Raw genomic sequence first — 2,673 nt, forward strand, 5'->3', positions numbered from 1 at the left:
TCATCATCAGGAAGATACGTTATTCTAAAAGGCATAAGGAATTTTCTTTCTGGATCTATGTAACGTTTTTTTTATTATGCCAGAAAGAAACTTCCTTTTCTCGTTATTTAAGCGGTATTGCCCGTGAAGGGTGGCTGCTACGGATGCATCGCTCCCCCATTCCACCCCCTTTGTTGGAGTAGGTGGCCTCAGTTGCGACCTCGGCACGCTTCTCCATCGTCATTCTCGTTGTTTAAGCGATATTGCCCCTCACGGGTGGAGTCGTCCTCAATCCTCGCCCCGCAGATGCGCAGAGAGCGATAAGGCACACGTCGGTCGCGGGATTGAATCACACACAGTGCATGATTCTTATTCAACTCTTTCTGAATGGAAAAGGAAATATGATACAATTGAAGCAGAGTCTCTACACAATTAAAACTATGCAATCCATTGTCAGCCAAAGTATAAAGTACAGCTATAGCGCGAGAGGATAAAGAAATAGATGGATAGACAGCATATTTCGTCTGGTTCGACCTGGGAACCAATTGTCGGCTACTCACGGGCGTTACGGGCGGGGCATCTTGTTTTTGTCTCCGGCACCACCGCCGCAGGACCAGATGGCACAGCACTCTATCCAGGTGATCCTTACGCGCAGGCCAAAGAGATCTGGCAGCGCATCAAAGTGGCATTAGAGGAGGCAGGTGCTACGCTTAACGATGTCGTTCAGACCCGTCAATATGTTGTCAACATCTCCCAGTGGGAAGCGATTGGTCGCGCGCATGCGGAAGTCTTCGGCAACATTCGGCCAACCACCTCCATGGTCGAGGTTAGCCGCCTGATTGATCCCAGCCTGTTAGTCGAAATCGAAACCATCGCCGTCATTCCTACCCGCGAAGAGAAGTCCACAGACAAAGCCTGACCTCACATCCCATCAACACCATGTTCACATCGATAAGAGGACCACAACCAATGCGGGAGTACAAGGTGGGATGTGATATAGTAGCCTGGTAGGTAACGTGTTGTCGCAACAAGGCGGAGGCTATATGAAGATTATACTCCTGGGAATCTCCACGACCCCTGGAAGGGCGGTGCTCAACGAGGCATTGCGGCGAGAGCATACTGTAACGGCGATTGCACGTGATCCTGCCAACATTCAGCAGTCTGATCCTCGTTTAAGGATCGAACAAGGCGAAATAGCAAATCCCGCTCAGATGGCGAAGCTGGAGCGCGGCCAGGATGTGGTGGTGAACGCACTTGAGCCAGCCCCCGGCACGAACTTCGCGGATCTCACCCGCAAACTGATCGATGGCGTAGAACGTTCAGGGGTACGCCGTCTGATCACCATTGGCGGCACCGGCAGCCTGGAAACATCCCCGGGTAAACTCCTGATGGACACACCAGAATTCCCAACCGCCTGGAAAAGCATCGCGCAGGCGCAATATACCGCCCTGGAAGTCTATCGCGGCGTCGCCACCCTTGAATGGACTATGATCAGTCCACCTATCATCATCGACTCCGGTAAACGAACCGCCCGCTATCGCACCGCAACCGAGCAGCTCATCAAAAACGCCAAAGGAGAGAGCCACATCTCAGCCGCAGACTTCGCCTGCGCCATCCTCGACGAAATCGAACATCCCAACTTCATCCGCCAACGCTTCACCGTCGGCTATTGATCCCAGAGAACTGTTAATTGAGTTTGCATTCTTTGCTCCTATGTTACAATTGAGCATACATACGTCTGGGTTGCGGCATGTCACTCTCTTAGGCCAGATGGACGCCGCAGCCCGGCCTATGCCGCCTTTTCTTCAGTCATCTTTTGTCCAGATGATTAGAACAACGCTACAAACGCGAGGCTATCAGTACGCCGGAGCCAGAATATATGCAGCTAGTGGTAAATCGGTAGAAAGGATGAATTGACATGGATGGACAGGATGTCGAAGTATATCTACAATCATTCGGTGAGGAGCTGAAAGGGCGAGGCTTTCAAGATCCGATCGATATCTTGATTGTGGGCGGTGTGCACATGGTCATGCACGTCGAGAACAGACCATCGACCGAGGATATCGATTTTCGTTTCTTATCAGATGGATTGGATTTAACGAAGCTTCCATTAACGAAGCAGGAAAAAATTTTCCGCGCAGCGATTAACGCTGTTGCGAAAAGTCATGGCCTACCGCGTCATTGGCTAAACGATGACGCAGGACCTTTTGTAGAGGAATATGTCGAAGAACCGGTGCGGACTTTTTGGCGGTCTTTTGGACCGTTACAAGTCTATTTTACCGACAATGCAACCATGCTGGTTTATAAGCTCATGGGCTATAGCCCGAAACAAAAGCCTGATGTCTATGCCCTTGCCGAAGTGCTGGAGATCTCTACATATACACAAGTTAAAGCGCTCGTAGATCAACTGGTGCTCCCGGAGACACAGGCAGAGTATGAGGTGGAGTATACTATCCGTCTGCTCTTTAAATAATCTGAGCAATCGATAAAAGGGTGCTGTATGATGCAGTCGCTCTTTTTTTTATGGGAGCCAAGAGCTAGCTCTTGACAAAGTGCGCAAAGGTGTGTAAAATAGGTTTATGTATACACCGAGCGAATTTGGGGAAAGAATCCGCGTTTCCGTGAAGACGTTGCAACGATGGGATCGGCAAGGGGTGCTCAAGGCCCACCGAACCGCAACGAATAGGCGATACT

Annotated in this window: 4 protein-coding genes; all 4 read left to right on the top strand. The window is 50.4% G+C overall.

Annotation, left to right across the window (positions count from 1 at the left end):
- Window positions 1-481 precede the first annotated feature (481 nt).
- Window positions 482-898, top strand: a complete 417-nt coding sequence (locus F1593_RS27700) for a RidA family protein (protein WP_149404783.1) — start codon at window positions 482-484, stop codon at window positions 896-898.
- 124 nt (window positions 899-1,022) lie between these two features.
- Window positions 1,023-1,652 (top strand): NAD(P)-dependent oxidoreductase, encoded by a 630-nt coding sequence (locus tag F1593_RS27705; RefSeq protein WP_149404784.1) that lies wholly within the window; start codon window positions 1,023-1,025, stop codon window positions 1,650-1,652.
- A gap of 245 nt (window positions 1,653-1,897) precedes the next feature.
- Complete coding sequence (locus F1593_RS27710) at window positions 1,898-2,452, top strand: hypothetical protein (protein WP_149404785.1); 555 nt, start codon at window positions 1,898-1,900, stop codon at window positions 2,450-2,452.
- Window positions 2,453-2,558: 106 nt separating this feature from the next.
- Window positions 2,559-2,673, top strand: a 115-nt coding sequence (locus F1593_RS27715; protein WP_149404189.1) for a MerR family DNA-binding transcriptional regulator, incomplete at its 3' end; no start/stop codon positions are given.

It is taken from the genome of Dictyobacter arantiisoli (assembly GCF_008326305.1).
GTDB classification, from domain to species: domain Bacteria; phylum Chloroflexota; class Ktedonobacteria; order Ktedonobacterales; family Ktedonobacteraceae; genus Dictyobacter; species Dictyobacter arantiisoli.